The following is a 26,984-nucleotide window of genomic DNA, read 5'->3' on the forward strand; positions in this document are numbered from 1 at the left end:
AAGTATTTTATATACATGAAAATAATCTGCACAATTCAATCAGAGTAAGGGGAAATTACTATGACCATTCTTCTAGTAGATGACAATCAAGTCAATTTATTTGTCATTGAAAAAATACTAAAAAATGCAGGTTATGATAACTGTGTTTCTCTTTCATCTGCTTATGAGCTATTTGATTATTTACAATTAGATGCACCCAATCCGACAGGAAATTCAGTAGATTTAATTTTGTTAGACATTATGATGCCGGAAGTAGATGGTATTGAGGCCTGCAAACGTATTAAGCAAAATGAGAGATTGAAAGATATTCAAATCATATTTGTCACAGCACTCGAGGATAAAAATAAACTGGCAGAAGCCCTAGACATCGGTGGCGTAGATTATATTACAAAACCAATTAATAAAACAGAGTTACTTGCCAGAATGCGTGTTGCCTTACGTTTAAAAGCGGAATTAGACTGGCACACACAGCATGAAAAGAAAATACAATATGAACTAGATTTAGCCACCCATGTACAAAGAAGTCTTCTTAGTCCACCATTAAATGAGAAGGACATCCGTATTGAGGTTTCCTATTTACCCTCCTCTAATTTAGCAGGGGATATGTATTATTGGTACAAAATAGACGATCATCGTTATGCCATTATACTATTGGATATGATGGGTCACGGTATATCTGCAGCGCTTGTTTGTATGTTCATCTCCTCTGTTCTAAGAGAGGCGGTTAAGCAATTGATTGAACCCGAACTTGTCATCAAGGAACTGAATCGTTATATGACACTATTGCAAGATGGTAAAGAGAATAATCTTTATTATTTTACAGCGATTTATTTAATCATTGATACAGAGCACAAAACAGTCGAATACATAAATGCTGGCCATCCTCCTGGCTATGCACTAATCGATGAAAAAACATGTATTCCATTAAATCAGGGTAGCTGTGCAGTCGGCTTCTTCGATGAAATTAAAGTGAAAAAGCAATATATTCAATATGAGCATGATATTCAAATTGTGTTATTTACTGATGGTGTATTAGAGGCGATGGGACCTTGTGAAATAGAATCTGAAAAGCATTTGCAAACGCTAACATCCTCCAAGTGGGATTATTCGCAATGCCTAATCGATAACCTATTACCTAAGGATAAACAAGAAAATCAGCCTGATGATATGTGTGTATTAATGATTCAAGCTAGCACTAATTCTCTATAAATAAAAAAGCAGAGGCTATCAGTTATAGATAGCCTCTCATGTTGTTGAAAAAGATCATGTCACTAGCAAAAAAAAGACCCTTTAGCAAGGTGAGGGGTTGATTTCCTTTCCAGGGGGCGTCCGATGAGCCGCTTCACTCACTTCCGTTCGCTCCAGGGTCTCCTCTGTGACGCTAAATCCCCTAGGAGTGACGCTGGCTCCACTCCAATCAACCATTCTGCAAAAGTGGCTTTTCCTTATCTTTCATACTAGCTAGCCGTAGTAATCAAATTAGCCCATGATTTGTATAATTAGATAGGCTCTTATTTTCAATGTGTAATGACAACACCCCTTCATAAAGAGTAGTGAACACCTTCACTTTATTTGAAAACCTTTGCTAAAAAGTTAATATTTTGTAGGTTGGAGTGGAAGGCTACTTGACTCCCGTGGGATAGCGAGACAGGCAAAACTCTAAACGTAGCGATAGCGGAGGAAGCGATTCGGCGCTCGCCCACAGGAAAGCAAGTAGCCTGCAACGGAAACCATTTTCACCTTTCACAAAAATTCTATTGATGGTTTTGTTTTTCAACACTATGAGAGGCTATCAGTTATAGATAGCCTCTTACTCGTTAATACATTTTTTGATAAATTCTTTCGTTGCCTGCAATTTCACTATATTTTGAAATGACCTCTTCAAATCGCAATGTTTCTTTATCCCCTAAGCATAAAAATCCTTCGTCACTTAGACTTTCATAAAACAATTGATGTACCTGACTCTGCAGCTTAGGTGAAAAATAAATAAGAACATTTCTGCACAGGACGACATGAAATTCATTAAATGAATGATCTGTTACTAAATTATGTTGAGCAAAAATAATATTTTTCAATAATGTTGGATGGAAGTAAGCATATTGATAATCTGTTTGATAGTATTCTGAAAAAGCATGGGCACCTCCAGCCAGCATATAGTTTTTCGTATATGCCTGCATTTTATGAATTGGAAAAGCACCTTTCTTAGCCTTTTCTAATACTTGCTCATTCATATCTGTTGCATAAATAACAGCTCTCTCTATAAGCCCCTCTTCCTGCAGCAAGATGGCCATAGAATATACTTCTTCACCTGTCGCACACCCTGCATGCCAAATACGGATTTCTGGATATTCTCGCAAAACTGGGATGACCGTTTCACGAAAAGCCTTAAAAAAGCTAGGGTTACGAAACATCTCCGTTACATTTATCGAAAAATCATTCAATAGCTGCTCTAAAAATTCTTTATCATGAATGACCTTTTCCTGTACGCGAGAAATCGTTGGAATGTTATTGATCCCCATTCTATTGTAGATTCTACGCGAAATGGATGAACGATTATATTGACGAAAATCATAACCAGATAAACGATAAATAGCCTCTAGTAACAAATCAATTTCTAAATTTGTCTGCTTATTTAATTGTATATTTTGCTCCAAAGGCTGAAATTGTTCCATGTTCATTAACTCCCCTTAGAAACCAACCATACTCTTAAAACTGATATTAATTGATCTAAATTTAATGGCTTACTAATATAATCAGATGCACCTGCCTGCAATGATTTATCACGATCATTTTTCATCGCCTTAGCAGTCAATGCAATGATCGGCAAATCAATACGCTTCATTTGCTGACGAATTATAGTCATCGCTTCATAGCCATCCATATTAGGCATCATGATATCCATCAGAACAAGATCAATATCAGGATTAGCTTGCAAGACCTCTAAACATTCTAGCCCATCTTTGGCAACTAGAATATGCATACCTCTTTTTTCTAATGCTGTTTTCAACGCATAAATATTACGGTTATCATCATCAACGATTAAGATATTCTTCCCTTGAAAAACCTCTACCTCTTGTTGGAGAGCTTCTTCCATTGCTTGTGGTTGCTCTGTTGCTTCTTCCTCTTTCACCGTCGTAGCAGCCACTTCGTTCATGGCAAGCTTTTGGCAATGCTCCTCTTCGATTCCATTTGGTAGACTTGGAATTGTTAACCTAAAGCTACTACCTTGTCCTTCAGCGCTTTGCAACGTAATCCAGCCACCAAGTAATTTGGCAAACTCCTTACAAATAGAAAGTCCAAGGCCTGTTCCACCATATTTTCGAACTGTAGCTCCATCTGCTTGCTGGAATGATTCAAAAATCAGCTGATGTTTGTCTTTCGGAATACCTATTCCTGTGTCTGAAACAGTAATTTCTAGCCAATCTGTACTTATATCCTGCATATTGTTTGTTAGTTGTTGTGGTGTAAGCTGGTTAATGTCTAATGTGACAGATCCATGCTCAGTAAATTTAAAGGCATTAGATAATAAATTCTTTAAGATTTGCTGGAATCTCTTTTCATCTGTATAGAATATATCTACTACATGATCTGCCTTTGAAATATGGAATGCTAAGTTTTTCTTCATCGCAACTGGTGCAAAGGTATGTTCAATTTGCACAGGTACTTCGCTCATATTGACTTCATTAAAAATAATATCAAGCTTTCCAGCCTCGACTTTAGATAAATCTAAAATGTCATTGATTAGAGCAAGCAAGTCCTCCCCTGAAGAATGAATAACTTTAGCAAATTCTGCTTCCTCGTCTGTTAGGTTGTGTTGGCTATTTTCTGCTAGCATCTCTGATAAGATTAATATGCTATTTAAAGGTGTTCTTAATTCATGTGACATATTAGCTAAAAATTCGGATTTGTAATTGGAGTTAAGAATAAGTTGCTCTGCACTTTCTTCTAATTCCTTCTTCGCCTTCTCTAGCTCTCTTGATTTAGACTCAGCCTCTTTCGTGCGCTCTTCAAGCTGCTCATTAATCATTGTCAGCTCTTCCGTCTGCATTTGTAATTCCTCTGATTGTGTCTGAAGCTCTTCTGATTGAACCTGTAATTCCTCTGTCATTGCTCTCGATTCATTTAATAGACGAACAATTTCCATACGCCCTAGAACGCTATTCACTGTTAGTCCAAAGGTTTCAGTGACTTGTCTAACTAATTCTTGCTGTAACTTACTGAATTTAGCCATTGTTGCTATTTCAACAACCGCTATGACTTCATTTTCAAAAATAATAGGGATCAATAAAATATTTTGTGGTCTTATTTCACCTATTCCTGTTCTAATTAAACGATAGTCTTTTGGAATATTATCATAGAATAACACTCTTTTTTCTAATGCACATTGACCGATTAATCCCTGTCCTATTTTAAAGCTCTCCATGCCAACACTATCATCTGTGTCAGCAAAAGCAGCCTTTTTCACAAATTGTACTTGGTTCTCTGTTACTTCTCGAACATAGAATGCGCCAAGTGATGCTTGTGTTTTCTGTGCTACTTCTGACAGGAAGGTTTCCGCCAATTTTGTAATTGCTGAAATGCCTTGATAATTTGTCACGATTTCAGCAACATTACTTTGTAGCCATTCTCTCTTTTCCACTGACTCTAAAAGATTATTCGTTGCATCAGCAAGTTCATTCACTTCATCATTAGTATTCACATGGATTCTTCTCTTGAAATCACCTTTTGTAGCGGCTATTTCCTGAATCGTTTGTGTTACTTCCGTTATCGTTTTTACTATCGAACGGGATATTCCACTAGCTATTGCAATGGCTATTGTAGACACTAAAATTAAGATCCCAAATAAACCACTTGTTAATTTATTATTTTGTTTGTCTAACTGACTTGCCTTTGCCTGTGTATAAGCATTTTCAGTGGCGCGGAATGAATCAAATAATTTGCGCATTTTCTCCATATCTTGACGACCATTATCTACTTTAAAAAACTCATTTAATGCTTCTACATTATTATCCTTTTTATATTGAATAGTTGGTTCGCCTGCAGTGGCAATCCAATGTTCAATTGTTTCCTCTATCTCTTTTAGTTTGTCCTGCTGATTTGGTTTATCTTTCATTTGTTGATAGAGATCATTAAAATCTATTTTCCAATTCTCAGCTGCATTATCATAGGGTTCCAAATAACTTTGCTTACCCGTAATGATGAAAGCACGCTGACTCGATTCCATATCCAATATATATTTTTCAATTTCGTTCGTTAAAGATAGAACATTGGAATCGTACTTAATAATATAATTTCTTTCCTTTTGCAGAGATGTAATTTGATTATTTAATATGACAACCGTCGCAAGTAAGCAAAGAATGATTACGATATAACCTAATGTAATCTTTGAGCGTATACCCAATTTCAATCTATTTAACATTTGGTTTTCCTACCTTTACCTTTCTTGAACTCTATTATTATTACTAGTATACATGCAAAAATAACTGATTAGCTCTTCTTTTAGGACTCGTAACAAGAAATTTTGCTTATTTTGTATTAATAAGTCTATGCATTTTTCATATACATTTTATATTGAACTATTTCTAATTAAGGAGAGAAAACATGTGGATATTATCGTAAGGCCAGGAGATTCACTTTGGCATTTCAGTGAAGTGTTTAAAATACCTCTTCAACTCATTTTAGATTCCAATGAAAATATAAATCCCCAATTTTTAAGAGTTGGACAACGCGTTCGGATTCCTGGTTTTGTGACCAACAACTATCAAATTAAACAAGGGGACTCTTTTTGGCGGATTGCCCAGAGTCGAAACCTTCCCCTAGTCGCCCTATTACTCGTTAATCCTGGTCTCAATCCAAATCGCTTACAAATCGGTCAAATGATTCGCATACCTCAACGGATTACATGGCGTTTAGTTGAAGGTAAGCAAAATTACACGTATACCCGTATGATGAATGATCTCAGAAAGCTCCTTGATGCCTATCCTTTTCTTCATAGTTCAAACATTGGCAGTTCCGTTTTAGGGAAAGAGCTACCTGAGCTGACAATTGGCCATGGTGCAAAACGTGTTCACTATAATGGCTCCTTCCATGCGAACGAATGGATTACTACACCTATTATTCTAACATTTTTAAATGACTATTTGCTCGCTCTCACCAATCAAAGTAGTATTCGTGGTATTTCTCCATTCTCTCTTTATCAGCAAGCATTCCTTTCCATCGTACCAATGGTGAATCCTGATGGGGTTGATTTAGTGATACAAGGCCCACCAAATGATGAAGCGTTAAGAAATCAACTGATTGCATGGAATAATGATAGCGCTGATTTTTCTGGCTGGAAAGCAAACATTCATGGAATTGATCTAAATGACCAATTTCCTGCAGAATGGGAGCTTGAAAGTGCCCGTAATCCAAAAACACCAGGGCCAAGAGATTATGGAGGTGAAAGACCATTATCTGAACCTGAAGCCATTGCAATGGCTAATTTGACCAAGCAACGTGATTTTTCTAGAGTATTAGCCTTTCACACACAGGGACGCGTCATATATTGGGGCTTTGAAAATCTAGAGCCCCCCGAATCAGAGGTTCTTGTCAATGAATTTAGTAGAGTAAGTGGCTATGAGCCCGTTCAATCTGCTGGAAGCTATGCTGGCTATAAGGATTGGTTTATCCAGGATTGGCGTAGACCTGGCTTCACTGTTGAGTTAGGCAGTGGCACAAACCCTTTACCAGTCAGTCAGTTTGATGACATTTACAAGGAATCTTTAGGGATTTTTCTTGCTGCGTTGTATATGTAAAAAGAGTAATCAAACTCCATTCACTAAGAAACGGTCCTTTTGGGCTTTTCTGCGAATGGAGTTTTTTTATAGGACGGTCTCGTCATGGCTAAAAAAGTGAAATAAATTACTTTGACAGACAGAGTAATGTTTGTTACTATTACTCTGTCAGATAGAGCAATAAATTAAAGTAGGTGACTTATGGTTCGCAGTGATATTATCCGAGGACATTTGGATTCGATTATTTTACGGCTAATTTCAGAAAAAGACCGTTATGGCTACGAAATTTCTCAGGAAATAAGTCTCCGTACAAACAATCGGTTTCAAATCAAGGAAGCAACTTTGTATGCTGTTTTTCAACGTCTCGAAAAAAAGGAAATTATTGAAGCCTATTATGGAGATGTCTCACACGGAGGCAAAAGAAAGTATTACCGTATTACCTCATTAGGTAAAGCCTATTTAAATGAGCTAGTGAAAGAATGGTCGGAAGTAAAAGAAATAATCGATTTATTTATGGAGGGCTTAGAATGAAAAGAATAAAAAACCATATTGATGAGCTTTTTAAAGACATTCCTCGTAATAACGAAACGGAAATGGTTAAACAAGAAATCATTGAAAATCTTGAAGAAAAAGTATTTTATTTGATGGATCAAGGGAAAGAACAAGAAGATGCCATCAATAAAGCCATCGTAGAATTTGGAGATATTGAAGACTTAAAGCAAGAATTAGGTGTTAAAGAGCCAGCAAAGAAAAACATGGCAAAATTAAATCTAGAATTTTCAATTTGGGGTAGTGGCTTAATCATTGCATTTTTTATTTTTATTAATCTTTATTACACACCACATACAATTTGGGCAATCTATCCGATTTTCGCCATTCTTTGGTGGCCATTATCTATGTACTTTGTGTGGTCCCGCAAGAAATGGGGTGAATAAACATGAGGAACTTTATTAACTTTTCTATAGCTGGGAGCTTGATGACAATGGTTTTTTTAGGGATTGTTAATTATACGACATCTCCTCAAACAATGTGGTTTATATACCCATGCTTATTGCTACTACTATGGCCAATTACTTTATTCTTTATGGCTAAAAAATTGTATAAACAATACTCAATCGTTTGTAGTGCCTTAATTATTGCGTTTCTTATAGTTGAAAATTATTTATACGCACCCAATCATTTATGGTTTGTCTATGCTATTTATCCAATTATCTGGTGGCCAATCCTAATGTACTTAGATGAAAAGGCTAAAACGTTAAAAACAGCACTAATTGGCTGTGCTTCTACAATCATCTATTACACTATACTGAATATCATTGTATCTCCTCAATACCCTTGGGCAATTTATCCTGCATTTTTAGTGATATGGTGGCCTCTAGCCTTATATCACGCACAACGAAAAACCTTTGTAGCATTCTCCGTTACAGCTACTATACTAATTAGTATCTTTTTCATTACAGTAAACGTTGTTTCTTCACCAGATGTTATATGGGCAATCTACCCTATTTTTGTTACGCTATGGTGGCCTCTAAGTATGTACTTTTATGTGTATAAAAGAAGAATGTATCATGCTACTTTTATGAAACGCATGTAAAGAAGGTATTCTATGAAAACTTTTAAAAAGTTCATTAAATATCTTGTCTTAATCATGACCTCCTTACTTTTATTGGCACTTGTATTTCCAACATGGACATCATTTGTTTAATTGCTATATAATTTACTTATTAAATATTTTAACGGACGTGATTATATGGCAGAAAGTCTAAACAATGTAGAAATTATTATGAAAGAAATGCTAGAAATACAGCAGAAGTCAAAAATGTTTGTAGATCTTTTATCTGAAGGGGAAGCGTTATCACAAAACCAATTAATATTGCTTCTGCAACTAAAAATAAATGATGGGATGAAGGCAACAGAAATTGCTGATTTCTTTAGTGTAACCCCCGGAGCTGTAACTTCCATGTGCGATAAATTGGAAAAGCTAGAGCTAATACAACGAATTAGAGAAAATAATGATCGACGTGTGGTCATCATGGCTTTAACAAATACTGGTGACATGAAAGTCCAAGAAATCTTTTTAAAGTTTTCTCAGGATAAACTGATAGACATGGCCAATATCTTACGTGAAGTAAACCAATTAATGAATAAAATTCTTTAGGATTTCAACAAATTGAAATCCTTTTTTTATTACTCAACTTTTAGGCAATGCTTTTGTTCTTGACAAATGGAAGTTACATATAATTTAATTAATATATATTTTAATTATTAAAATATATATTAATTAAATTATAATGAGGTGAATTTTTTGTTTCAAAAACTCCGTACCCTAACACAAACGAATGGCACTATTAAACAGTTGGATGCTGGTTATGAACAATTAAATATTCGAGGAGCTGTATCGCTACATCAAGAAGTACACTTAAAAAAAGTGTCCACACATGGTCATAGCTCCTTTTATTATCCAGTTACTGCGCAGGTATTTAACAGCACTGGCTCGTGTGTGTTAAAGGATTATTGTGAAATCGAAGAACTGACAAATGCCGGTAATATTAAAATACGTAATGGTCTAATCCAAAAAATCAATAGTTCTGGAAAACTAATGGTTGAGGGGGAATTACAAAGCGAGCAATTTGACGCTATAGGAATAGTGAAGGCTGCGGAAATAATCGCTCATCATTTTCATTTGAAGTTATCAGGAGAAAGTGAAATTGGCAGGTTAATGGCTGAAAATGTGATAATCGAAAAGGATAAGATGACGCTTCTTCCATTATTTAAGAAAATGTTACGTTGTCACACGGTAAGCGGTAAACACCTACAATTCTCTAATACAAAGGCTGAGTTTGTGGAAGGTGAAGTGGTACAAGTAGGGGAAAATTGTGTAATCGGGACACTTTCCTACACAGATGATTATTCGATTGCTTCAAGTGCAAAGGTGCATCACATTATACGGAGGGAAAAAGAGTGGCACTCCTAAAAATGCTAAAGGCTTTTTTTTGCTTATTAGCTTTAGTGGTATTATCTGTACTTTATGTTGGATTACTTTTCAGTGCTGGCTTATCCATAATCGCTGGCTTTTTACGAACTTTCGGACTAGAACAAATTAAAATGGGCCTCTGGTATGGCGTAGATCTTCCAGTTATGTTCAGCATTCCCTTCTCACTATTAATAGCTCTACTGCTGTTCTTTTGTGCCACATATATTAAACGTTCTATAGTTTTTTGTTTATCAAACCTTCGAATATAGAGCAATAAAAGGAGTAAGCATATTTTTGGGCGGAGAATATGCTTACTCTCAACAACTTTAAATTAAATTTATTACAAGAACACATAAAATATTGAACAGCATGAAGGATCATTTTATTAGCTGATTCACATTTTTATCAGCACGGCTAAAGCTCCCCCTCAAGAAAATGGATAAGGTATATTTCTGGTCTAGCAAGAAATTCTTTAAAACTACATAAATCAGCATATTCCTCATGCTCTACATCATAGCACCCCACTTGCCCCTCTCCTTTTGGATTCCAGACTATTTGCAAATCAGAATAATTGTCGATATTTGCGGAAAGAAGAAGGAGCTTTCGACGACCCAACTTCATCTCAATTGTATCGGTTAGTTTAAAAAAATCGATATAGTGAATGCCATAGTCATTTGGTGCAAGTTCGAGATGCAATCGATCGTCTGTCAGAAAATTCACCAATTCATCTGGTAATTTGTATTTTTTTAATGCCTCTTTTTTGTTCTCTAAAGTATGAAATTCAATAGGTTCTAGAGCCTTCAAATAATTTGCTAGTTCCATATTTTTCATACCTACTGCAATTGTATAAGCCCTCTCCCCATCTTTCTCCGCTAAAGTGACAGTTGCATCTCGTTCAATCAAGTATTTCACCATAGCGATATTACCCATTCGTGTTGCAATTGTTAATGGTGTTGCCTCATAGGGATAGACCATGTCAGGCTTTTGATAATTAATATCTACTCCGTGATCAAGTAAATAAGTGACAGTTTTCCTGTCAAAATTCGACACAGCCTGACGTAATACAACTCCCCCATGCAGCTTTATATCAAGTCCCAATTCATGAATAAGTGGGATATTTCTTTTATTGCCATAGTACGCCTGAGAGTAGGCCCCAGATCCAACTTGATTACAGCCATCTAATCTTGCCCCTTGTTCAACAAGGTAACGTACGATAGTTTCCTTACAATATCGAACAGCTCTTAAAAAAGCAGGATTTTTTTCCACATTTAAATTGACCCCATATTCAACTAATACTTTTACTACCTCAAATCTTTGTGCAATCAATGCTAAATCCAACGGGCTTAATGATGTATGCGGACTTAAACGTATCTCTTCTTCAATATTCCAGCCTTTATCCCTCGCAGCCTGCAAAGCAGTAATATTGCCAGTATAGATATGCATTGCAAGCTCTGGTAGTTCTTGAAATGTTCCAATATCTTGTAGCTTAATCATCTATAGATGGGCTCCCTTCTAACATTTATAAAAAGTATAGAAAACAACCACTTACAAAACAATGGGACATAGAGCTATAGTGTCATAAAATACAAGGCAAGATTTATATTAATTTTGACGGTTCTTTTATTAAAAAGAACACAACTGGATTAAAAATTTCCCAGGAAAGGATATATTCTAATTAAAAAAAGATGATGTCAACGGCAGAAAACGGCAGAAAAAGTAACTTTGCAAGGTGAGAGGTTGATTTCCGTTCCGCCAGCGTCCTTTCCAGGGGGCGTCCGATGAGCCGCTTCACTCACTAACGTTCGCTCCAGGGTCTCCTCTGTGACGCTAAATCCCCTAGGAGTGACGCTGGCTCCACTCCAATCAACCATTCTGAAAATGTCTTTCATACTAGTAGTAGTGAACAAAATAGCCCACTATTTGTCTTATTAGAGAGAGGAGAGGCACTTATTTTTAATGTGGAGAAGTGATGCGTGACAACACCTCTTCATAAAGAGTAGTGAACACCTTCACTTTAGCTGAAAACCTTTGCTAAAAAGATAACACTTTTGTGGGTTGGAGTGGAAGGCTACTTGACTCCCGTGGGATAGCGAGACAGGCGAAGCCCTGCACGGAGCGGTAGCGGAGGAAGCGATTCGGCGCTCGCCCACAGGAAAGCAAGTAGCCTGCAACGGAAATCCATTTTCAACATTAAAAAAGCTCTCAATCTGAGTAGATTGAGAGCTCTTTCTTAAACGCTTACATGACTTACTTTTATTTTAAGCCAAGTGCTTTATCTGTTGTTGCATGTAATTCTTTTAGAAGCTCTGGGTTTTCTGCTAATGATAAACCATAAGATGGAATCATTTCTTTAATTTTTGGTTCCCACTCCTTGATATGTTGAGGGAAACATTTATTAAGAACTTCAAGCATAACATGTACAGCAGTAGATGCACCTGGTGAAGCTCCAAGTAAAGCTGCAATCGAGCCATCAGAAGCACTTACAACTTCTGTACCGAATTGAAGTGTTCCTTTACCGCCAGCTTCTGTATCTTTAATAACTTGTACACGTTGACCAGCTACGGTAATATCCCAATCATCGCTCTTCGCATTTGGAATGAACTCACGTAGTTCTTCCATACGTTGTTCTTTTGAAAGCATAAGTTGTTGGATTAAATATTTTGTTAATCCCATTTCTTTTACGCCTGCCGCTAATAATGTTGTGATATTATGCGGTTTTACTGAAGCAAATAAATCCATATTTGAACCTGTTTTTAAGAACTTCGGTGAGAAACCTGCGAATGGTCCAAATAGTAATGATTTTTTATTATCAATATAACGAGTATCAAGATGCGGAACTGACATTGGTGGAGCACCAACTTTTGCTTTTCCGTACACTTTTGCATGATGTTGTTCAGCCACTTCTGGATTATTACATTGTAAGAATAAACCGCTAATTGGGAATCCACCAATATGTTTCCCTTCAGGAATACCTGATTTTTGTAGTAATTCTAGGCTTCCTCCACCAGCTCCAAGGAAGACAAATTTTGCTGAATGATATTCCATTTTACAGCCGTCTAAATCATGCACACGTACTTCCCATGTACCATCACTAGCTTGTTTTAAACTTTCAACACTATGATTGTAGTTAACATCAACATCTTTTGCTTTTAAGTGGTTAATTAACATACGTGTTAAAGCACCAAAGTTAACATCTGTACCAGTGTCAATTTTCGTTGCAGCAATGTCTTCACCAGCAGGACGATTTTCCATAATAAGTGGAATCCATTTTTTTAGTGTTTCAGGGTCATTAGAAAATTCCATTCCTTCAAATAAAGGATTTTTTGTCATCGTTTCATGACGTTTCTTTAGAAACTCAACATTTTCTTTCCCTTGTACTAAACTCATATGTGGTAAAGGCATAATGAAGTCTTGTGGATTATTGATCAGCTTATTGTTTACAAGATACGACCAGAATTGTCTTGAAACATGGAACTGTTCATTAACATTAATCGCTTTTTTGATATCGATTGATCCGTCTTTTTTCTCTGATGTGTAGTTCAGCTCACATAATGCAGCATGTCCAGTTCCCGCATTGTTTAATTCGTGAGAACTTTCTTCGCCTGCTTTTTCAAGCTTTTCAAACACTGTAATTTTCCAACCTGGTGCTAATTCTTTGAGTAATGTTCCCAAAGTTGCACTCATGATTCCGGCACCAATTAAGATAACATCTGATTTAATTTGTCTGTTACTCATTTTTACCTTCCTTATATATTAAGATTTGCAGAAAGGATGTAAGCACTCCCACTTTAGAAGTACTGTAGCCATGGAGCAACCTTGGAGCACACCATTTCTGTATCAATTATTACCTTATTGCAGTTTATCACAATTAGTTCAAGAATAAAATATCAACTATTTATATGAGAGTTATCAGCTTTTTTCGAGCCTTTCCATTCATAATTCAAGCAAAAAAATCACTTTTTGTTCTAAATAAAAATTGAATAATTTAAGCTTAATGGAATAATCGGCCTAAAAATGGTTGACATTTTCATAAAAAATAGGTTCTTTTTATTATTATATCTGTATAATAACATAAAAATATGTAGCTCGTCTTGTTTCTGAACTAACTTCCATCCTTCAAGCTTAACTATCGATTGGACTTTTTACATACCATCCATCTATATGAAAACCGCCCATTTGTATTAACACATAATCCACTAATGCTTCATATCGTGCCATCATCTTTTCAGCATGGTCCTCTTGCATTGCTCTCATAAAAATTTCTTTAAAGTCAGCATCTGGAAAAGCCGACTTACTATATTTTTGCAGGTATATTGGATCTTCCAGATAGGCATGGATTTGATAGAAGGGTATCGTTTCTAGATTTAAAAACTGACAGTACGCTAAAAACAAAATGGCTAATGAGTGATGGTAGGTAAAGGAAAAGTCCTTTCTCTCTTGCTCATAACAATCCTTTAAATTGTCTAGTGCATCCCATAATTCATATTTTTTTATTTCTAAGAGCGTTTTATTCATTTGTTTATAGTTTTCTTTGAGGCGCTCTTCTGCTTCAAATTTCAAATCTTTTATTATTCCAGTATAATCAAATAAAATTCTACCTGTTTTAAATTGCACCATCGACATGGTTCTTCGTTTTTTAAAATCATCTTGAAAATATCCCCGAATTTGACCTGGTGGATTCGCAAAGTATTCAATTAAAAAGCCATCTATAACACGATTGCCCCTTTCCCTCCACTCCACATTATCTGCCAAAATAATATGGACATCAATATCAGAGCGTTTAGAAGGATTTCCAGTAACATAGCTCCCACAAACGAGTGCTCCTACAACTTCCTCTTTGTCTTGCCAATCTTTTAAGAATGTTTCTAAGGCCATTGTCCATTTTGCCATCGATCATTCACTTCCTTTTTTTTCAACAATACTATTCAAAAAATAGAAAATCTGTTTTACTTTCCACGTCATTATTCAATTTCTTTCACGGTTAATTTCTTTGGGTTAATTTCATAAGTAACTAACACATTTTTAATAATCGCTGTGTCATCATAGGAAAGGCTAGCTTCAAATTCTATCGTTGCATTTCCCTTCCATTTAAGATGATCCACATAGCTATAGTTTTCATGATCTGTTCGAATCCAAGTATCTAAACCTTGTTCAGCACCATATTTAACCCTAGAAGATTCAACTAACTCTGGACTTACCATACGCTCTTCCACGTTGATTACTTCGACAAATTCACTTTTATTAGAATTGGTGACAATGGCGACTAACTTTTGATCAGGTGAAGGGATTATTTTTTTAATATACATAGAGGGGCTGGAGAAACTGGAATACGCCTCTAGCACATCATCTTTTATCCGCCAAAGAACATTTTGGCTTCCGTAGTCAGAGTAATTATTGAATAAAGTAAAAAAGATACTCCCATCTGCTAATTTATATACATACTGACTTTTAAAGCTTCCTGATAAAATATCGACTGCAAAAATAGCCGCATTCGCAATTTTTTCGTTATCACTTTGTATAAAGGGCTGAATAGCCTTTAACGCCTTATTTCTAAACTTTTCATTATTATAGCTCTCGATCAATCTATTGATTGCAATATAGATATACTCCTCTTTGTCGCTATCTAGCGCTTTTAGAAATTTCTCTGCATCATACTCTGTAGCCGGCATTAATTCCATATCCTCTGCCGATAAATAACGAATATAAAGCTCATTATTTTGATGTTTATAGTAAGCTGCTGCTATTGTGGCAGTAGAAACGGAGCTTATGATCATCATACTTATTACCACAGCCAGCCATTTTTTAGGAAAACTTTTTTTCTTTACATCATGTTTGGCAGCTTCAATTAACTCTTCCTCTATTAATCCAACCTCTCGATACAGCTCCTCTTTTTTCATATCTGTATCCCCTCGCTTTCCAAATAAAATCTTAGTTTATTACGTGTCCTAAATAAGTTGGATTTTACTTTACTACTACTCGTTTGAAAGTGTAAGGAGAGATCTTTAATAGAATAGGAGTACCAATATCTCAGAATAAAAATATTTCTAGATTGTTCATCTAGGGTGTATAAAAATTGGCTAATGTATTGTGCAACTTCACCAGCTTCATAGGATGTTTCTACTGTGTGAGAGGAAGCTAGACATTCTTCCAGCTCTGCGAGAATCATCTCAAATTCATTACTTCTCTTTTTTGCTGTATTATAGCTGTGCTTATCTAGCGCAATATTACGGATGATTCTCCCTAAAAAAATAGATAGTTTTCTTGGTATTTGTGGTGGGATTGTATTCCATGCAGCTAGGTAGGCATCATTTTCACATTCTTCAACATCCCTCAAATTTGACAAGATTTTTCTCGCAATTACTCTACAGTATGCTCCATATTTCTCCCTTGTTTCCAAAATAGCCTGCTGTGAGCGTTGTATATATAAAGCAACTATTTTTTCATCGTCCATTTGCTTTTTCTCCTTTTATGTACTCTTACTTATAAAGTAGATAATCCAAACAATTGGTTGCATGTAATGAAAAATTTCTTTAAAAAACCTTCCTTAATAAAAAAACCGTCCTTCTTATAAGGTACGGTTCTCAACATATTAAAATAAACCAGCTAAAAATGTTTGCATAGATGTTGGTAATAGCTGAAAGAATAAGCCCTCATATTTAATATCGAGTACACCTGCAATGACAACGATAACAAAAATTAATAATAGAAAGATTTTCTTATTTTTAGAAATCCAATTCAATAGATTCCACTCCTCTGACGTAATAGTAAGCATGTTAAGTATAGATGGATTGGGATGAAATAGCATCCCTATTAACTGCCTGTCACCTAATTTTACAATGCTACATAAACTAAAATGATACGCTACAAAAGAGAAATATGTAAGAAAGGAATGGCTATGGTCAATTTTAAATCTTTTCGAGGTGTCATCACTCAAATCAGTGATTTTCCTGTAGGGCAAAACGGGGATAAGAACGGTTGTTATAAAATGATGACCTTAGAAGATGGTGCTGGCGGGGTTGTCAATTTTATTATTTCTCCCTCCACCTATTTTGTTAATCGTGAAATTGTTACAACGGGTGAATGGGTAACAGGATATTATGATGGAGATGCACCTGTTCCAATGATTTACCCACCTCAATATCGTGCTTTAATTATTGTTAAAGATAGCAACTATCAAAATGTAAAGGTAGATTTTTTTAATCATCAATTGCTAAGTAGTGATGGACAATTACAATTAAAACTTTCCCCCACTACGGTTATCTCACTTAAAAATGGGCAGCCTTTTTCCAATAATCCTGCAAATCGAAACCTCATTGTCATTTATGGCCCTTCCACTAGAAGTATTCCTGCCCAAACCACACCGTACGAAATCATAGTTTGGTGTTAACCTCATCATTGAAATGAGCAACGGCTTAAACCTCACTATGAGAATTTAAGCCGTTTTTATCTGTTATTACTTATTCATATCGTCTTTCATTTCATGTAATTGCTGTTTAATTTGCTCTAGGCTTTCTTTATTTTGCTGCACAATATCCAAATGTTCACCATATTGCTCTGCATTGAAACGTGCATTTTCAGCATGCTTAATTTGATTGAAAGCATGTTCTAGCGCTATTTCCTCTGGATGTGATTTAGCATGCTTCAACAAACGATCTGCCTTTAGCACGGAGTTACTAAACAATATACTAGGGTGATCTTGCTTCCAACTTGTATCGGAGTGCTTAGCCAATGTATACATCTTCCCTTCTTAAAAAGTTTTCATTGTTCTAGATGTAGTATTATGAAGTGCCCCGAAAATATGTATGGAAGAAAATAACGCCAAGTTACAAAACACAATATTTCCCAGGCTATAATCAAAGAACTAAGGCTACTGCCTTAGTTCCCCCCTCAATGTAAAAATAGTTGTCAAATATAAATTAGTGCCAGGCAGTCCTCTCACTGGCTGGTTGCTTGCTACCTGTTTTTCCTTGTGTTTCAGCAAAGTTGTTAATCTGTGCTGAAGCTGAATCAAGCTCAAACTCAGCACCAAACTCCTCACGATGAAGTTTCTGACGCTGTTGGTTTGTTTTATTTGCACTTCTCGTACCATTTGTTGTTTTGTTACGATTTGTATTCATATTTGACATAACCATCCTCCATCGATTATTTGAAAAGCTTTAAAACTGTTTATGTGTTTTAGGAACTTTTCATTCTAAAGTTTGTCCAATGAGAAAAAAACAATGTGCATTATTTTTTTTATTTAGCTAAGTATAGTGTTGAGGCTTTTTCAATTTCTAATTGTTCGTAAGTCGCTTGCAATCTTATTTTCTTTCTGACTATAATACTTGTATACAAGTATACTCAAAACTAAAAAAGGTGATATTATGAGCGAATCTAAGGACTATTTATATCCACAAAAATGGCTTTCTAAGGCGTCAACAGGAGATCGCGTAGCATATGAACTTAGAATGCGCATTATTTCAGGCTTAATTGAAAGCGGTACCATTCTTTCTGAAAACAAACTGGCAGCTGATTTTGAAGTAAGTCGTTCACCCATTCGTGAAGCCTTAAGAATATTAGCTTCTGAAAATATCATTCGATTAGAAAAAATGGGCGCTGTTGTCATCGGTTTATCAGAAAAGGAAATAGAAGAAATTTATGATGTTCGTTTGCTGATTGAAACATTCGTGTTTGAACGTCTAATTAAAATGGATACAACGAACTTAGCAATGGAGCTTAGCAAAACATTAGAAATGATGAAGGTTGCCATTAAATATAGTGATGCGGACGAATTTTCTTACCAGGATGTTATGTTCCACGAGGCTATCATTCGCTCCATTGGACATTCCTATATCACAATGATTTGGAATAATTTAAAACCAGTAATGGAAGGCTTGATTTTGCTATCTATGCGCATGCGCTTTAAAGAAAAATATGAGGATTTCACTCGAATTGTGAAAAATCATGAACTATATATTGATGCGATTAGAGCCAAAGACCGAGAACTCATGATTAAATCCTTACATGAAAATTTTGATGATGTTCAAGGCAAAGTAGAAGATCTATGGCGTTCACAGCAAATGCTATCTAAAGGGGTTGAGCAACAAGATGACTAACTATATGTTAGGTGTTGATATAGGGACTACTAGCACAAAGGCCGTATTATTTAGTGAACACGGAAAGGTTATTCAACAAGAAAATATCGGGTATCCCTTATATACCCCTGATATTTCGACAGCTGAACAAAATCCAGAAGAAATCTTTCAAGCTGTACTGCAAGCCATTACCAGTATTATGAAAGTCCATTCCGACAAACCATTACTATTTGTTTCCTTTAGTAGTGCTATGCATAGTGTTATCGCTGTAGATGAAAATGACCAACCGTTAACACCTGTCATCACTTGGGCGGATAATCGTAGTGAAGCATGGGCACATAAAATTAAAGATGAATGGAATGGACATGAAGTTTATAAAAGAACGGGTACACCTATACATCCAATGTCCCCATTAAGCAAAATCACTTGGCTGGTGAATGAGCATCCCGAAATCGCTCATAAAGCAAAGAAATATATCGGTATTAAGGAATATATCTTTAAAAAATTCTTTGACCAATATGTTGTGGATTATTCATTAGCTTCCTGTATGGGTATGATGAACCTCCACACATTGGATTGGGACGAGGAAGCTTTAACCATTGCAGGTATTTCAAGAGCACAATTATCGACACTCGTACCAACAACTAAGTTATTTTCTAACTGCAATGTCCATTTAGCTAAACAAATTGGCATTGACCCACAAACACCTTTTGTCATTGGCGCAAGTGATGGCGTGCTTTCCAATTTAGGGGTGAATGCCATTAGAGAAGGTGAGATTGCCGTTACAATTGGGACAAGCGGTGCAATCCGTACGATAATTGATAAACCCAAAACAGATGTGAAGGGTAGAATTTTCTGTTATGCCTTAACAGAAAACCATTGGGTCATTGGTGGACCAGTAAACAATGGTGGTATGGTATTACGCTGGATTCGTGATGAGTTTGCCTCTTCTGAGATTGAAACAGCTAAAAGACTGGGTATTGATCCATATGAAGTGTTAACGAAAATCGCTGAACGTGTTAGACCTGGTGCTGATGGACTGCTATTCCATCCTTATCTATCAGGTGAACGTGCGCCTTTATGGAATCCAGATGTGCGCGGTTCATTTTTTGGTTTAACCATGTCTCATAAAAAAGAACATATGATACGAGCTGCCCTCGAAGGGGTTATCTACAATTTATATACTGTCTATTTAGCCTTACTCGAATGTATGGAAAGCCCTGTCACTCGTATTCAAGCAACAGGTGGTTTTTCACGCTCTGAGATTTGGAGACAAATGATGGCTGATATTTTTGAATCGGAAGTGGTAGTCCCTGAAAGCTATGAAAGCTCCTGTCTTGGTGCTTGTATTTTAGGCTTATATGCTATGGGAAAAATCGATTCCTTTGACGTTGTCGCTGATATGGTTGGTGACACTTATAAGCATACACCAATCGAAGAGGCGGCCAAAGAATATAGACAGCTACTCCCAATTTTCATTCGTTTATCTAGAGTGTTAGCAGATGACTATGCGTCAATTGCTCAGTATCAAAGGAGCTTAATTAAGCCTGACTAAAGAGGAGGAGAATACATGCCATTAGTTATTGTAGGTATTGGTATTATTGCGCTATTAATTTTAATAATGGGCTTTAAATTAAATACGTTTATCTCATTAATCATTGTTTCATTCGGTGTCGCACTAGCCCTCGGTATGCCTTTAGATGTTATTGTCAAAACAATTGAAGCTGGATTAGGCGGCACGCTGGGTCACTTAGCTTTAATATTTGGACTTGGTGCCATGCTAGGTAAGTTAATTGCGGATTCTGGTGGTGCACAGCGCATTGCCATGACCCTTGTGAATAAATTTGGGGAAAAGAACATCCAATGGGCTGTAGTAGCCGCATCCTTTATTATCGGTATCGCTCTTTTCTTTGAAGTAGGACTTGTGCTATTAATCCCTATTGTCTTTGCCATTTCAAGACAATTAAAAGTTTCTATTTTATATTTAGGAATTCCGATGACAGCAGCATTATCAGTCACACATGGATTTCTGCCACCTCATCCGGGGCCTACCGTCATCGCTGGTGAATTTGGGGCAAACATTGGTGAAGTATTGCTTTATGGCTTTATCATCGCCATTCCAACTGTCATTTTAGCAGGACCATTATTTACAAAATTGGCGCAAAAGTTAGTGCCTGAATCATTCAACAAAACTGGAAATATTGCCTCTCTAGGTGAACAAAAAACATTTGAACTAGAGGACACACCAAGTTTTGGTATAAGTGTTTTCACTGCATTACTACCCGTTATTTTAATGTCCATTGCTACTATTGTTACACTGTTACAAAAAACAGTTGGCTTTGAAGATAATGGCTTCTTAGCAGGTATCCGCTTTATCGGCGAAGCTGGTACAGCCATGCTAATCTCTTTATTAGTTGCTGTCTATACAATGGGAATCGCAAGGAAAATTCCTATTAAGCAAGTAATGGAATCATGTACAACAGCAATCTCGCATATTGGTATGATGCTCTTAATAATTGGTGGCGGTGGCGCCTTCAAACAGGTATTAATCGATGGTGGTGTTGGTGATTATGTAGCTGAACTCTTCCAAGGCATTACCTTATCGCCAATTTTACTAGCATGGATTATTGCCGCTATATTACGTATTTCATTAGGGTCGGCTACAGTTGCTGCTTTAACAACAGCAGGGCTAGTCATTCCAATGTTAGGTCAAAGTGATGTGAATCTTGCCTTGGTCGTACTGGCAACAGGTGCAGGAAGTTTAATTGCTTCCCATGTCAATGATGCTGGTTTCTGGATGTTTAAAGAATATTTTGGGTTAAGCATGAAGGAAACATTCGCTACTTGGACCTTGCTAGAAACAATTGTATCTGTGGCTGGTTTAGGGTTTATTTTATTACTTAGTTTATTTGTTTAAAAAATGTTAAAAAGGAGCAAGCACAATGTTAAATACAATAGGCGTTATTGGGTTAGGTGTTATGGGCAGTAATATCGCTTTAAACATGGCTAATAAGGGCGAGCAAGTAGCCGTTTATAATTACACACGAGATTTAACCGACAAGCTTCTACAAAAAGTCGAAGGACAGGCGCTTACTCCTTACTATGAAATTGAAGAGTTTGTACAAGCTTTAGAAAAACCGAGAAAGATTTTTTTAATGGTTACAGCTGGTAAAGCCATTGATTCAGTTATTCAATCAGTAGTGCCTTTCCTTGAAGAGGGCGATGTGATTATGGATGGCGGTAACTCTCATTATAAAGATACAGAGCGTAGATACGATGAACTAAAAGCTTTAGGAATCGGTTATTTAGGGATTGGTATTTCTGGTGGTGAAGTAGGAGCATTGACAGGGCCATCTATCATGCCTGGTGGCGATCAGGAGGTCTATGACAAAGTAGCACCTATTCTGACAAAGATTGCAGCACAAGTGAATGATACACCATGCTGTACGTATATAGGTCCTAAAGGCGCAGGTCACTTCGTCAAAATGGTACACAATGGAATCGAATATGCCGATATGCAACTCATTGCGGAAGCCTATACGTTTTTAAGAAAAAATGTAGGATTATCCGTTGAAGAAATTGCTACTATCTTTGAAACATGGAATCAAGGCGAATTGAAAAGCTATTTAATCGAAATAACAGCTGAAATTTTACGGAAAAAAGATGAGGTAACAGGATTACCGCTGATTGATATGATTCTTGATAAAGCTGGTCAAAAAGGGACTGGGAAATGGACAAGCCTGCAATCCATAGATAATGGAATTCCTACATCAATTATTACGGAGGCCTTATTCGCCCGCTATATTTCATCATTAAAAGAGGAACGAATTCGAGCAGAGGCAATACTATCTGTACCAAATTACAATCAGCAAAATCTAGAGAAGGATGTCTGGATTGAATACGTTCGCCAAGCCTTATACATGGGGAAAATCTGTGCTTATGCGCAAGGATTTACACAATATAAAATGACATCTGAGCTTTATGAATGGCATTTACCACTAAAAGATATTGCATTAATTTTCCGTAGTGGTTGTATTATTCGAGCAGAATTTTTAAATGTTATTAGTGAAGCCTATCAAAAGCAACCTTCACTAGATAATTTATTAATTGATCCATACTTTGCAGAAAAGACGAAGGATTATCAAAATGGATTAAGAAAAATAGTTTGTGAAGGCATCCAAGCAGGAAATGCATTCCCTTGCTTAAGTGCTTCTCTCACATATTACGATAGTTATCGAACAGGTTCATCTAATGCTAATATGTTACAGGCACAACGTGATTATTTCGGTGCGCATACGTATGAGCGAATTGATGCAGAAGGTGTTTTCCATACAAATTGGTAAGTAAAAAGCTAAAATATACATCATTCCCTCAATGATTGTATATTTTAGCTTTTTTATTCTAGATAAACATGTACTCGATTACGTCCTGCTTGTTTTGCCGCATACAATGCTTTATCCGCATTGTTTAAAAGCTGATACAATGTCTCTTGTCCTGTTGTACCTTCAGCTACACCACAGCTAATGGTAGCACGAATTGCTCCCTCCGTAGTCATAAGCGGTTGGGATTCTACGCTATTGCAGAGCAAATTAGCTAATGCTTGTCCCTCTGATAATGTATGGTCCTTGAGCGCAAGAACAAATTCCTCACCGCCATACCGTGCAAACAGTTCTCCTTTTTTCAATACACTCTGACAAACCTTTACGACATGAACTAGTAATTGATCACCAATAGCATGCCCATACGTATCATTGACGTTTTTAAAATGATCGATGTCCATTAAAATGACAGTAAAAGCCGATGATGCTTCTCCTGCCTCGCTGTAAGCTTGATTACATTGTTGGAAAAAGGCTCGACGATTATTGATTTGTGTAAGTTCATCATAATAAGCCTGTTGTTCTAATTGTCTTTGTAGCTCCTTTAACTCTGTAATATCAGTGAAAATGAGTAATAATCCCTTACCATGATTAACATGCTGTAGTTCTGTAATGCGCACTTGATAAGTATGATTCGAAAGCACAATCTCGATGTCTTGCGTATTCACCGCTGCCTCCAATGTAAAGGGCATCGTTTGCCCAGTTACTTCAAGCCATGCTTTCCTAATGTCCCTACCAATCATGGATCTGGTTAGCTGAGGGAATACCTTGCTGCAGGCTTGGTTAAACTCTATTAATCGTTCAGATTCATCTAACACAATAACCCCATCATTGATACTATGAAATATTGCATCCTTGGCAACAGGCATCACCCTAAATAACCGTGAGGAATTAATAGACCATAAATACAAAAATGAAGAAGCCCATAATACCATAGGAACAGGATCAACCCCTTGAGGTGTTAAGCCCAATAAATAGATGAATGCTGTTATCATAGGAATAAGTTGACCACACATTAGGGCAATTAATTGTTGCCGATAGGCCTTAGTAGTCTCTTTCCAATGGATTAATACTAATAAAAAAGATACGAACATACAGCCAAAAGTAAACATGCCATGAATGATATACCATATGCCAATTTCCTGATAAACATATGGCGTCCCTAATACAGGATCTATTTCAAATACTCTATAATGAAAATGGTGAATGTCATTTGTAGCAACCATAATTAAGCTAATAAAAGGGATGGCAAGAAGGGCCATTATCTTTTTCCTTGTTAGACGAAAACCCAGGTATTGCATGATAAACAATAATCCGAGAGGCGTTGAAAAAGCCATACCTACATATTGGATGGCTGTCCAAACCTTGATGGTGCCCAATGTTGTAGCGATTAAACCAAAAGCAGAGGCAAAACAATATACCGCAATTAATGCGGTATAACTAATAAACAATTGAGCAATTTTTGTATAATTGTAGCGTTGTAGAAATACGTATAAACATAAATACAAATTTAGTACACCTGATGTACAGCTAAGAGTAATGAAAGCAGTCAATTGCGAATTCATGTCTATGTACCTCTTTAAATTTTTAATTTTAATGTAGCATACATATAAAATTTTGTGGATTTATTTATTGATTAAATTGCATCTAAAAGTGAATTTTTAAGGAGTAACGAATATGATCAATAAGGACAACGCAGAAATCATTTTCTTTTCTGATTCAGTTGAAAATCTAACCCACCCTTTTTATAATAAACAAATCGTTTTTACAGGCGCACTTTCCACCATGACACGTTCCGAAGCCGCCAAACAAGTAAAAGCTTATGGAGGGTATTTACAGGGAGCTGTTACACAGCAAACGGATTTCGTCATTCTTGGTGATAAACGTCGCGGTATAAGCGCCAAGCAGCATAAAGCCGAGCAGCTAATGAGTCAGGGGCAAGACATTCAAATCTTGATAGAAGATGATTTTTTATGGCTTATTTCGATACCAAGGGAAATTGACAAGTAAAAAGAGTATGTAAGGTTGTTCTTCTTACATACTCTTTTCATATTTTTACTTTATCGGAACAACAATAGGCTTCAATGTATACGGCTCTTTTATCGGTTCTAATGCTCCTGTACTATCCTTAATTTTGTATACACCTACTACAGGGGTGATCATAATCGAGGTAGCTTGTTCATCAAAGTTGTTTGCAACAATACGAGGGAAATTTCCACGCCCTTTAAAATCAGTATTATGACTAGTTCCTCTAAAATGAATGACATTATAATCATTCCCTAAATCATCTGTCACAATATAGTCAATAAGAACTCCTCGCCAAGCTTCATTTTCTTTTTCCACCAAAACTTCTTCGGAAAGATAAAATGTCGTAGAGATAGGTGTTTTCGTTATTTTAAAAGCTTCAATTTTTATACCTTCCCCTTCTGTTTTCATACTATCCTTTTCCACCTTTATTGTTTCACTTTCAAGCTTCTCTAAAGTAAATTCAAATGCCCAGTCGCCTGCTACTGAATTATTTACATTATTTAAATCAACAATTTGATTTCCTTGAAAATTAATGTGAACTTCCTCGGGCTTTGAGCCTCTAATGAGTTCAAAAATATACAATACTGCATACTCATTGCTGTTTATCTTTTGAACCAAATAATTTGTTGAATAGCCGTCATATCGATACCTATTACCAAATTCCTCAGCAGTTAGTTCACGATTCTCACCATATAATACTGGCCTTTCTCCTAAATCCTTTTCACTTTTAATAGTGTAAGCAATCGTAATATTTTCGCCATCATATACAGCATCTGTAACGGTGACTTCAACTTCATTACTTTCTTGGCTCACTCCAACACTTGTAGAATAGTGATCATAATTGTTAAATACATACCTTTCATCATCAATAAACAATTCGAATATATTTCCGATAAACGGTAATTTTGCAGCAAATGTAGGAAATGTATAACCAAGTGTCATACTGAACGCAATAAAAAAAGTAGCTGCAACAATAAAATTTTTAATGAAATGCCTTTTCTTTTTGACCATCATGACATTTCTTTTAACTCTCTCTTTTTCAACCGTGCTCACTTCCATCGGCTCTATATTGATATCAAGATTTAAATCATTAAATTGTTTATATAGCTTTTTCATGTCATACTTCCCCCCAAACGAATTTGCTGTAATCGTTTTTTCCCACGATATAATCGATTATCGATAGCAGCTTTTGTTAAACCACAATGGATAGCAATTTCTTCGTTTTTCATATTTAAAAAGTATTTCATCGTAAAAATATCTCGGTCTAACTGCTCTAATTGCTTCATCATTATGAGCAATTCCTCCGTCGTTGTCTTGATTAAGTATTCCTCTTCAGCCGATATTGCGGCTTCACCTGTTTCATTTAGCTCATAAAAATATGGCGTTTTAGACAACCTTCTTTGTTGTGAAATGGCTTTAAACTTTGCTATCGTGCAAATCCATCTTCTAAAATCCTCTTTATCGCCTCTAAATTGTTTAGCATTTTCATAAGCCCCTAGAAATGTATCACTAATACATTCCTCTATTATTTGAGGATCATTATAGGATTTTAGAGCATTATAAATAATCGCTTTGACAATCCCCATATATTCATCAATGACATATTGAAGTGCTTCTTCCCGTTTTTTCTTAAGATGTTTTATAAAATTTTCATCTGTTACCCTCATGCAAACACCCTTTCTTCCACCAACATAAAGGATCCTTTATATAAAACATCGCTCAATCTTAAATTTCTTCTCATATTACGCAAAAATATTTA

26 protein-coding genes are annotated in these 26,984 nt (G+C 36.1%); 13 read left to right on the top strand and 13 right to left on the bottom strand.

Annotated elements, in window-relative coordinates:
* Positions 1–60: 60 nt before the first annotated feature.
* A complete protein-coding gene (locus MHB65_RS24825; RefSeq protein WP_342442066.1) occupies positions 61–1,209 on the top strand; it encodes a fused response regulator/phosphatase in 1,149 nt (382 codons plus the stop codon).
* 608 nt (positions 1,210–1,817) lie between these two features.
* Here MHB65_RS24825 and MHB65_RS24830 read toward each other — a convergent pair.
* Positions 1,818–2,672: a protein-glutamate O-methyltransferase CheR gene (locus MHB65_RS24830; protein WP_205446234.1), complete on the bottom strand. Its 855-nt coding sequence runs from the start codon at positions 2,670–2,672 to the stop codon at positions 1,818–1,820.
* A gap of 5 nt (positions 2,673–2,677) precedes the next feature.
* Positions 2,678–5,419 (bottom strand): ATP-binding protein, encoded by a 2,742-nt coding sequence (locus MHB65_RS24835; RefSeq protein ID WP_342442067.1) that lies wholly within the window; start codon positions 5,417–5,419, stop codon positions 2,678–2,680.
* Positions 5,420–5,603: 184 nt separating this feature from the next.
* On the opposite strand from MHB65_RS24835, the gene MHB65_RS24840 reads away from it, so the two are divergent.
* The 6 genes from MHB65_RS24840 to MHB65_RS24865 all read left to right on the top strand — a co-directional run bounded on the left by MHB65_RS24840 (position 5,604) and on the right by MHB65_RS24865 (position 9,747).
* Positions 5,604–6,794: a M14 family metallopeptidase gene (locus MHB65_RS24840; protein ID WP_342442068.1), complete on the top strand. Its 1,191-nt coding sequence runs from the start codon at positions 5,604–5,606 to the stop codon at positions 6,792–6,794.
* Between the two features lie 180 nt (positions 6,795–6,974).
* On the top strand, positions 6,975–7,304 hold the full coding sequence (locus tag MHB65_RS24845; RefSeq protein WP_004233468.1) for a PadR family transcriptional regulator: 330 nt from the start codon (positions 6,975–6,977) through the stop codon (positions 7,302–7,304).
* On the top strand, positions 7,301–7,708 hold the full coding sequence (locus MHB65_RS24850; protein WP_342442069.1) for a permease prefix domain 1-containing protein: 408 nt from the start codon (positions 7,301–7,303) through the stop codon (positions 7,706–7,708). Before MHB65_RS24845 ends, MHB65_RS24850 begins: the two co-directional genes overlap by 4 nt.
* Positions 7,709–7,710: 2 nt before the next feature.
* Positions 7,711–8,367, top strand: coding sequence for a hypothetical protein (locus MHB65_RS24855; RefSeq protein WP_342442070.1), 657 nt, complete (start codon positions 7,711–7,713; stop codon positions 8,365–8,367).
* A 156-nt stretch (positions 8,368–8,523) separates the two neighbouring features.
* Positions 8,524–8,931, top strand: a complete 408-nt coding sequence (locus MHB65_RS24860) for a MarR family transcriptional regulator (protein ID WP_342442071.1) — start codon at positions 8,524–8,526, stop codon at positions 8,929–8,931.
* Between the two features lie 147 nt (positions 8,932–9,078).
* Positions 9,079–9,747 (top strand): hypothetical protein, encoded by a 669-nt coding sequence (locus MHB65_RS24865; protein WP_342442072.1) that lies wholly within the window; start codon positions 9,079–9,081, stop codon positions 9,745–9,747.
* A 414-nt stretch (positions 9,748–10,161) separates the two neighbouring features.
* Here the strand turns inward: MHB65_RS24865 and MHB65_RS24870 are convergent, their stop codons facing one another.
* From MHB65_RS24870 to MHB65_RS24895, 6 genes are all read right to left on the bottom strand, one after another.
* Positions 10,162–11,241 carry an ankyrin repeat domain-containing protein gene (locus MHB65_RS24870; protein ID WP_342442073.1) on the bottom strand — a complete coding sequence of 360 codons (1,080 nt, stop codon included), beginning with the start codon at positions 11,239–11,241 and terminating at the stop codon, positions 10,162–10,164.
* A 759-nt stretch (positions 11,242–12,000) separates the two neighbouring features.
* Positions 12,001–13,482, bottom strand: coding sequence for a malate dehydrogenase (quinone) (gene mqo / locus MHB65_RS24875; RefSeq protein WP_342442074.1), 1,482 nt, complete (start codon positions 13,480–13,482; stop codon positions 12,001–12,003).
* A gap of 387 nt (positions 13,483–13,869) precedes the next feature.
* Positions 13,870–14,637, bottom strand: a complete 768-nt coding sequence (locus MHB65_RS24880; RefSeq protein WP_342442075.1) for a nucleotidyltransferase domain-containing protein — start codon at positions 14,635–14,637, stop codon at positions 13,870–13,872.
* A gap of 71 nt (positions 14,638–14,708) precedes the next feature.
* A complete protein-coding gene (locus tag MHB65_RS24885) occupies positions 14,709–15,644 on the bottom strand; it encodes a hypothetical protein (RefSeq protein ID WP_342442076.1) in 936 nt (311 codons plus the stop codon).
* The gene (locus tag MHB65_RS24890) at positions 15,641–16,198 is read right to left on the bottom strand and encodes a sigma-70 family RNA polymerase sigma factor (RefSeq protein ID WP_342442077.1); all 558 of its coding nucleotides are present in this window, start codon (positions 16,196–16,198) and stop codon (positions 15,641–15,643) included. Before MHB65_RS24890 ends, MHB65_RS24885 begins: the two co-directional genes overlap by 4 nt.
* A gap of 138 nt (positions 16,199–16,336) precedes the next feature.
* Positions 16,337–16,486, bottom strand: a complete 150-nt coding sequence (locus MHB65_RS24895) for a hypothetical protein (protein ID WP_243456363.1) — start codon at positions 16,484–16,486, stop codon at positions 16,337–16,339.
* A 156-nt stretch (positions 16,487–16,642) separates the two neighbouring features.
* Between MHB65_RS24895 and MHB65_RS24900 the strand changes: the two genes are divergently transcribed.
* On the top strand, positions 16,643–17,134 hold the full coding sequence (locus MHB65_RS24900; protein WP_342442078.1) for a hypothetical protein: 492 nt from the start codon (positions 16,643–16,645) through the stop codon (positions 17,132–17,134).
* A gap of 66 nt (positions 17,135–17,200) precedes the next feature.
* On the opposite strand, the gene MHB65_RS24905 is transcribed toward MHB65_RS24900, so the two are convergent.
* Together MHB65_RS24905 and MHB65_RS24910 are read right to left on the bottom strand one after the other, a co-directional pair.
* Complete coding sequence (locus MHB65_RS24905; RefSeq protein WP_342442079.1) at positions 17,201–17,476, bottom strand: hypothetical protein; 276 nt, start codon at positions 17,474–17,476, stop codon at positions 17,201–17,203.
* Between the two features lie 187 nt (positions 17,477–17,663).
* Complete coding sequence (locus MHB65_RS24910; RefSeq protein ID WP_205446249.1) at positions 17,664–17,873, bottom strand: hypothetical protein; 210 nt, start codon at positions 17,871–17,873, stop codon at positions 17,664–17,666.
* 237 nt (positions 17,874–18,110) lie between these two features.
* Here MHB65_RS24910 and MHB65_RS24915 point away from each other — a divergent pair, with 237 nt between their 5' ends.
* The 4 genes from MHB65_RS24915 to gnd are packed head-to-tail and all read left to right on the top strand — an operon-like array spanning position 18,111 to position 23,164.
* Entirely contained in the window at positions 18,111–18,842 is a 732-nt protein-coding gene (locus MHB65_RS24915; RefSeq protein ID WP_205446250.1) for a GntR family transcriptional regulator, read from the top strand.
* Positions 18,835–20,376 carry a gluconokinase gene (gene gntK, locus MHB65_RS24920; RefSeq protein WP_342442080.1) on the top strand — a complete coding sequence of 514 codons (1,542 nt, stop codon included), beginning with the start codon at positions 18,835–18,837 and terminating at the stop codon, positions 20,374–20,376. The genes MHB65_RS24915 and gntK overlap by 8 nt, the downstream gene beginning before the upstream one ends.
* A 15-nt stretch (positions 20,377–20,391) precedes the next feature.
* The gene (locus tag MHB65_RS24925; protein WP_342442081.1) at positions 20,392–21,738 is read left to right on the top strand and encodes a GntP family permease; all 1,347 of its coding nucleotides are present in this window, start codon (positions 20,392–20,394) and stop codon (positions 21,736–21,738) included.
* A gap of 25 nt (positions 21,739–21,763) precedes the next feature.
* The gene (gnd, locus tag MHB65_RS24930) at positions 21,764–23,164 is read left to right on the top strand and encodes a decarboxylating NADP(+)-dependent phosphogluconate dehydrogenase (protein WP_205446253.1); all 1,401 of its coding nucleotides are present in this window, start codon (positions 21,764–21,766) and stop codon (positions 23,162–23,164) included.
* A gap of 53 nt (positions 23,165–23,217) precedes the next feature.
* Here the strand turns inward: gnd and MHB65_RS24935 are convergent, their stop codons facing one another.
* A complete protein-coding gene (locus tag MHB65_RS24935) occupies positions 23,218–24,762 on the bottom strand; it encodes a histidine kinase N-terminal 7TM domain-containing protein (RefSeq protein ID WP_205446254.1) in 1,545 nt (514 codons plus the stop codon).
* Positions 24,763–24,874: 112 nt separating this feature from the next.
* Here MHB65_RS24935 and MHB65_RS24940 point away from each other — a divergent pair, with 112 nt between their 5' ends.
* On the top strand, positions 24,875–25,207 hold the full coding sequence (locus MHB65_RS24940) for a BRCT domain-containing protein (RefSeq protein ID WP_205446255.1): 333 nt from the start codon (positions 24,875–24,877) through the stop codon (positions 25,205–25,207).
* Positions 25,208–25,252: 45 nt separating this feature from the next.
* On the opposite strand, the gene MHB65_RS24945 is transcribed toward MHB65_RS24940, so the two are convergent.
* Together MHB65_RS24945 and MHB65_RS24950 are read right to left on the bottom strand one after the other, a co-directional pair.
* On the bottom strand, positions 25,253–26,341 hold the full coding sequence (locus tag MHB65_RS24945; RefSeq protein ID WP_342442082.1) for a DUF4179 domain-containing protein: 1,089 nt from the start codon (positions 26,339–26,341) through the stop codon (positions 25,253–25,255).
* Entirely contained in the window at positions 26,338–26,892 is a 555-nt protein-coding gene (locus tag MHB65_RS24950; RefSeq protein ID WP_205446257.1) for a sigma-70 family RNA polymerase sigma factor, read from the bottom strand. Before MHB65_RS24950 ends, MHB65_RS24945 begins: the two co-directional genes overlap by 4 nt.
* Positions 26,893–26,984 lie beyond the last annotated feature (92 nt).

This window comes from Lysinibacillus sp. FSL K6-0075 (assembly GCF_038592945.1).
Taxonomy (GTDB): domain Bacteria; phylum Bacillota; class Bacilli; order Bacillales_A; family Planococcaceae; genus Lysinibacillus; species Lysinibacillus fusiformis_F.

Coding starts and splice junctions, on each gene's coding strand:
- MHB65_RS24945 (WP_342442082.1), bottom strand. CDS start 26,341: ATGAAAAAGCTATATAAACAATTTAATGATTTAAATCTTGATATCAAT.
- MHB65_RS24915 (WP_205446250.1), top strand. CDS start 18,111: ATGAGCGAATCTAAGGACTATTTATATCCACAAAAATGGCTTTCTAAG.
- MHB65_RS24900 (WP_342442078.1), top strand. CDS start 16,643: ATGGTCAATTTTAAATCTTTTCGAGGTGTCATCACTCAAATCAGTGAT.
- MHB65_RS24940 (WP_205446255.1), top strand. CDS start 24,875: ATGATCAATAAGGACAACGCAGAAATCATTTTCTTTTCTGATTCAGTT.
- MHB65_RS24855 (WP_342442070.1), top strand. CDS start 7,711: ATGAGGAACTTTATTAACTTTTCTATAGCTGGGAGCTTGATGACAATG.
- mqo (WP_342442074.1), bottom strand. CDS start 13,482: ATGAGTAACAGACAAATTAAATCAGATGTTATCTTAATTGGTGCCGGA.
- MHB65_RS24860 (WP_342442071.1), top strand. CDS start 8,524: ATGGCAGAAAGTCTAAACAATGTAGAAATTATTATGAAAGAAATGCTA.
- MHB65_RS24870 (WP_342442073.1), bottom strand. CDS start 11,241: ATGATTAAGCTACAAGATATTGGAACATTTCAAGAACTACCAGAGCTT.
- MHB65_RS24880 (WP_342442075.1), bottom strand. CDS start 14,637: ATGGCAAAATGGACAATGGCCTTAGAAACATTCTTAAAAGATTGGCAA.
- MHB65_RS24890 (WP_342442077.1), bottom strand. CDS start 16,198: ATGGACGATGAAAAAATAGTTGCTTTATATATACAACGCTCACAGCAG.
- MHB65_RS24925 (WP_342442081.1), top strand. CDS start 20,392: ATGCCATTAGTTATTGTAGGTATTGGTATTATTGCGCTATTAATTTTA.
- gntK (WP_342442080.1), top strand. CDS start 18,835: ATGACTAACTATATGTTAGGTGTTGATATAGGGACTACTAGCACAAAG.
- MHB65_RS24910 (WP_205446249.1), bottom strand. CDS start 17,873: ATGTCAAATATGAATACAAATCGTAACAAAACAACAAATGGTACGAGA.
- MHB65_RS24845 (WP_004233468.1), top strand. CDS start 6,975: ATGGTTCGCAGTGATATTATCCGAGGACATTTGGATTCGATTATTTTA.
- MHB65_RS24850 (WP_342442069.1), top strand. CDS start 7,301: ATGAAAAGAATAAAAAACCATATTGATGAGCTTTTTAAAGACATTCCT.
- MHB65_RS24935 (WP_205446254.1), bottom strand. CDS start 24,762: ATGAATTCGCAATTGACTGCTTTCATTACTCTTAGCTGTACATCAGGT.
- gnd (WP_205446253.1), top strand. CDS start 21,764: ATGTTAAATACAATAGGCGTTATTGGGTTAGGTGTTATGGGCAGTAAT.
- MHB65_RS24950 (WP_205446257.1), bottom strand. CDS start 26,892: ATGAGGGTAACAGATGAAAATTTTATAAAACATCTTAAGAAAAAACGG.
- MHB65_RS24885 (WP_342442076.1), bottom strand. CDS start 15,644: ATGAAAAAAGAGGAGCTGTATCGAGAGGTTGGATTAATAGAGGAAGAG.
- MHB65_RS24835 (WP_342442067.1), bottom strand. CDS start 5,419: ATGTTAAATAGATTGAAATTGGGTATACGCTCAAAGATTACATTAGGT.
- MHB65_RS24825 (WP_342442066.1), top strand. CDS start 61: ATGACCATTCTTCTAGTAGATGACAATCAAGTCAATTTATTTGTCATT.
- MHB65_RS24830 (WP_205446234.1), bottom strand. CDS start 2,672: ATGGAACAATTTCAGCCTTTGGAGCAAAATATACAATTAAATAAGCAG.